Source organism: Streptomyces sp. CNQ329, from assembly GCF_000482585.1.
The window spans coordinates 1-4235 of sequence record NZ_AXVU01000108.1 but is presented as its reverse complement, the minus strand read 5'-3'; the positions used below and the strand labels follow the sequence as shown (position 1 = coordinate 4235).

Below are 4235 nucleotides of genomic sequence, written 5' to 3'. Positions count from 1 at the left end.
GCTGTACAACCACTTCGCGGGCAAGGAGGAGTTGCTCGCCCTGGCCCTGAAGGCCCACGTCCACGAGGTCATGGCCGCGGCCGGCGGACCCCCGGTGCCCGGGGAGGGCACCGTGGAGGCCAACCTGCGCGCGTACCTCGACCGCGGCTTCGCCGTGATCACCCGCATTCTGCCGGCGTTCGCCGGTCTCCTCGCCCAGCCGAAGGTCCTCGTCCTCTTCCACGGCTCCGGCCTCCACCCCGAGAGCGGGGGAGGGTTGCGCGCCGCACTGGCCGACTACCTCCGCGCCGAGCAGGAGTTGGGCCGTATCGCCGCGGACGCGAGCCCGGAGGCGGCGGCCACCTTGATCATGGGCGCGTGCCACGAGCTGATCCTCCCGCGGCTCTTCGCCCCCGGCCCGCAGGAGCCGCCGGCCGTCCGCCCGGAGTTCACGGCCGACCTGGTCACCACGGTGCTCCGCGGCATCGCCCCGGCGTCCGGGCGCTGAGCCGGCGCGCGGTGCCGCCGGCCCGTTGCCGCGCCGGGATCACAGCCGGAGGGCGAACAGACGCACCGGGGACACCTCAGCCGACGGGGAAATCGAAGTAGGTGTCCGGATAGGGCTCGGCCCTCAGCGTGTAATGCCACCACTCGCACTCGTACGCGCGGAAACCGCAGGTCTCCATGGTGGACCGGAGGTAGTCACGGTTTCCCGCCTCGCTCGGTGTGATCCCTTCCGCACCGTGGTGCGAGAGGGGATCCATCAGGTCGTGGTCGCCTCCCATGGGGGCGAGTTCACCGGTGTCCAGCTGGTAGAGCGTGAGGTCCACGGTGCTGCCCCGGCTGTGGCCGGACCTGGCGGCGACATACCCGTGCTCGAACATGTCGGCTCTGCCGATGTTCGGATAGTGCCGTTGCTTCGTACGCCCGTCCTCCGGCTCCTCCGACCAGCGCAGGAAGCAGTCCACGGCCCGCTGCGGGCGGTAGCCGTCCCAGAGCAGCAGGCCGAACCCGCGGGACTCCGCCTTTTCCCGCACCCTGGCGAGGGCTCTGCACAGGGCCCTCGTGCCGACGATGCGATTGGCCAGGTATCCGTCCACCGGTTTGCCGGTGAAGTTGTCCCACGTGGCGTACTTGGCGTCCCACCGTATGCCGGGCACGAGCTCGTCCACGAAGGCGAAGTCCTCGTTCACCGGGGGTTTCCCTCCAATGCCGACGACACCATCTGGTCGATCACCCGGGAGAGCGGCATCCCCGCCGCCGCCATCATCCTCGGATAACGGCTGTAGGAGGTCAGTCCGGGAAAGGTGTTGACCTCGTTGAGGACGACTTCTCCGTCCTCCTTGAGGAACAGGTCGACGCGCGACAGCCCTCTGCATCCCAGGGCGCGATAGACGGTTGTCGCGGTGTCCAGGACGAGCGACCGCGACTCCGCCGGGATGTCGGCGGGAACGATGAACGTGGAGTTCTCGGAACCGCTTTCGGGGTTCTCCTCCTGGTGGATCTTGAAGAAGCCGTGCGAGAGGGCGACCCGGTCCACCTCGCCCGTGACCACTCCGGCCCCGGTGCCCAGGAGGGCGCACCCGACCTCGCTGCCGGCCACCGCCGCCTCGATCAGCACCTTCGCGTCGTACTGCCGTGCAGTCTTCACCGCACTCGGCAGGTCCTCCGGCCGGGACACCTTGCTGACACCGAAGGACGAGCCGGAGCGGGCCGGCTTCACGAAAACGGGATAGGTCAGCCGGTCCGGGGCGATATCCTCATCCGCGGTGACCGTCCAGAACTCCGGCGTGGCGATTCCCGCGCTTCTGGCGACGCCGTAGGTGAGGGCTTTGTCCATGCACAGCACCGAACTCTGGATATCGCATCCCACGTAGGGGATGCCGGCCAGCTCCAGCAGACCCTGTATCGCGCCGTCCTCGCCGAGTTTTCCGTGCAGGACGGGCAGGACGACGTCCAGGCCGATCGTTCCGTACCGTCCCTGCTCCAGGACGAGGAGCCCGCGCGCGCTCCGGTCCGGTGACAGCAGAGCCGGACGGCAGTTGCCCCGCTCCCAGTCCAGGCCCGGGCCGTCGCAGAGCTTCCAGACGCCGTTGTCGGTGATCCCGACGTAGAAGGGCTGGTACTTGTCGGGATCGAGGTTCCGTGCGACCTCCTGCGCGGACTTCACGGAGACCGGATGCTCCTCGGAGCAGCCCCCGAAGAGGATTCCGACCTTCAGCCTAGTCATGCCGACTCCTTCTTTCGAAATCCAGGCAGTTGGTGAGCGAGTTCTCGACCGTGTCGCTCAATGCGTGGTCCGTGTAGTACGCGGTATGCGGGCTGATGAGCACATTCGGCATCTCCTGGAGCCGCACCAAGGGCCCGCTTTCGATGGGCGTGTTTCTGCGGTCGGTGTAGAAGATTCCTTCCTCACCTTCGACGACGTCCAGCGCGGCGCCCCCCAATCTGCCGTCCGCCAGTGCCGTGAGGAGGGCGTGGGTGTCCAGCAGTGCGCCGCGTCCGGTGTTGACGACGAAGGCGCCGTGCTTCATCCGGTCGATGCGCTGACGATCGAGGAGGTGGTGTGTTTCCGGGGTGAGCGGCGTATGGAGCGTGACGATGTCGCTCAGCCGCAGCAGTTCCCCGAGAGACACGTGTTCCGCGGCGGCGGTGGGGTGCGCGTCGTAGGCGAGGATGCGGCAGCCGAAGCCCCGCAGCCGGGCCATGACTGCCGCGCCGATGCGTCCCGTCCCCACGACCCCGATGGTCAGATCGCGCAGTTCCTTCCCGCGCGTCTCGTGCAGCCTGTAATCGTGGACGTCTGCACGGCGGAGGGTGGCTTTCGCATGCCGGACCGCCATCAGCATGAGCATCAGCGTGTAGTCGGCCACGCTGTCGGGGGAGTAGGAGACGTTTTCCACGCAGATGCCGACGCGCTCCGCGTACGCCACGTCGATATGGTTGCACCCGATGCTTCTGGTGGAGATGTAGGAGACGCCCGCCCGGCTGAGCGCAAGAAGAGTGGCATCGGTGATCCGGGTCTTATGGTCGACGCTGACGCATCGGTTTCCGAAGGTGAGGTCGGTATTGTCTTCGGACACCGCTGCCGCGGTGATGGTCGGCACCACGCCGAGGCGGGGTGCCAGCTCCCGTACCAACGTCGCCTCATCGCGCCCGCAGCCGTAGACGGTGATTCCCGTCCCGAGGGCGGCCGGGAAACAAGCGGACGCCGGCGATGGGGGGCGGTCTGCCGCCGCTCGTGCTGGTTCGCCGTAGGTCATGCCCGCAGTCAACGGGACGCGGTGTTGCCCGGGGGTATGCGGTTTTCGATATGCCGACGATATATCGTCGGCATATCGAAAACCGCATACGTGCCCGCAACACGGTGCTGCTTTCGATGGAGGCGTGACCCACAGCGAACCAGCCTCTTCTACCTCTACCTCTCCGGCCTCGCTCCCGCTCCCCGGCTTCCCCGCCGGGCGGGCATGATCCCGCTCAGCCTCCGCGAGATCGCCGCGGTCGTCGGCGGGACGGTCGAGGGCGACGGCGCCGTGACGGTGACCGCTCCGCCCGTGCTCGACGGCCGGCAGGCCGAGCCGGGCGGCCTCTTCGTGGCCGTCGCCGGCGAGCGCGTCGACGGCCACGACTACGCCCGGCAGGCCGGCCGGGCCGGCGTGGTCGCCGTGCTCGGCTCCCGGCCCACGCCGCTGCCCACCGTCGTCGTCGAGGACGTCCAGGCCGCGCTGGGGGTGCTCGCCGCCCACGTCGTCGCCCGGCTGCGCCGCGGGCTGACCGTCGTGGCACTGACCGGCTCTCAGGGCAAGACCGGCACCAAGGACCTGGTGGCGGCCGTGCTGGCGGGCGCCGCGCCGACGGTCGCCACGGTCGGCTCGCTCAACAACGAGCTGGGCGTGCCGCTGACCATGCTGCGCGCCGACATGGGCACCCGGTTCCTGGTCCTGGAGATGGGGGCCCGCCGCGTCGGTGACATCGCCGCGCTCACCGGGCTGGTCGCGCCCGACATCGCCGTCGTCCTCAACGTCGGCCAGGCCCACCTCGGCGAGTTCGGCTCACGCGGGGCGATCGCCCGGGCCAAAGGCGAGCTGGTCCAAGGGCTGGCACCCGGCGGCACCGCCGTCCTCAACGCCGACGACCCGCGAGTCGTCGCGATGCGCTCGCTCACCGGCGGCCCGGTGCTGACCTTCGGCCGGGCGGAGCACGCCGACGTGCGGGTGCTCGACCCGGTCCTGGACACCCTCGGCCGGCCGTCCTTC

The 4235-nt window shown here is 69.4% G+C and carries 5 protein-coding genes; 2 read left to right on the top strand and 3 right to left on the bottom strand.

From position 1 onward, the window contains the following. Positions 1-487, top strand: a 487-nt coding sequence (locus I003_RS36595; protein ID WP_037722119.1) for a TetR/AcrR family transcriptional regulator C-terminal domain-containing protein, incomplete at its 5' end; no start/stop codon positions are given. 76 nt (positions 488-563) lie between these two features. Here I003_RS36595 and vanX read toward each other — a convergent pair. The 3 genes from vanX to I003_RS0128960 are packed head-to-tail and all read right to left on the bottom strand — an operon-like array spanning position 564 to position 3242. Further along, positions 564-1172, bottom strand: coding sequence for a D-Ala-D-Ala dipeptidase VanX (gene vanX / locus I003_RS0128970; RefSeq protein WP_027774656.1), 609 nt, complete (start codon positions 1170-1172; stop codon positions 564-566). Then, positions 1169-2209: a D-alanine--(R)-lactate ligase gene (vanA, locus tag I003_RS0128965; protein ID WP_027774655.1), complete on the bottom strand. Its 1041-nt coding sequence runs from the start codon at positions 2207-2209 to the stop codon at positions 1169-1171. Before vanA ends, vanX begins: the two co-directional genes overlap by 4 nt. Continuing rightward, on the bottom strand, positions 2202-3242 hold the full coding sequence (locus I003_RS0128960; protein ID WP_199784366.1) for a D-isomer specific 2-hydroxyacid dehydrogenase family protein: 1041 nt from the start codon (positions 3240-3242) through the stop codon (positions 2202-2204). The genes vanA and I003_RS0128960 overlap by 8 nt, the downstream gene beginning before the upstream one ends. 204 nt (positions 3243-3446) lie before the next feature. On the opposite strand from I003_RS0128960, the gene I003_RS0128955 reads away from it, so the two are divergent. After that, the coding region (locus tag I003_RS0128955) for a UDP-N-acetylmuramoyl-tripeptide--D-alanyl-D-alanine ligase (protein WP_027774653.1) at positions 3447-4235 on the top strand (789 nt) is incomplete at its 3' end.

Excerpts from the sequence above, each read along its gene's own strand:
- vanA (WP_027774655.1), bottom strand. The coding sequence starts at position 2,209 with ATGACTAGGCTGAAGGTCGGAATCCTCTTCGGGGGCTGCTCCGAGGAG.
- I003_RS0128960 (WP_199784366.1), bottom strand. The coding sequence starts at position 3,242 with ATGACCTACGGCGAACCAGCACGAGCGGCGGCAGACCGCCCCCCATCG.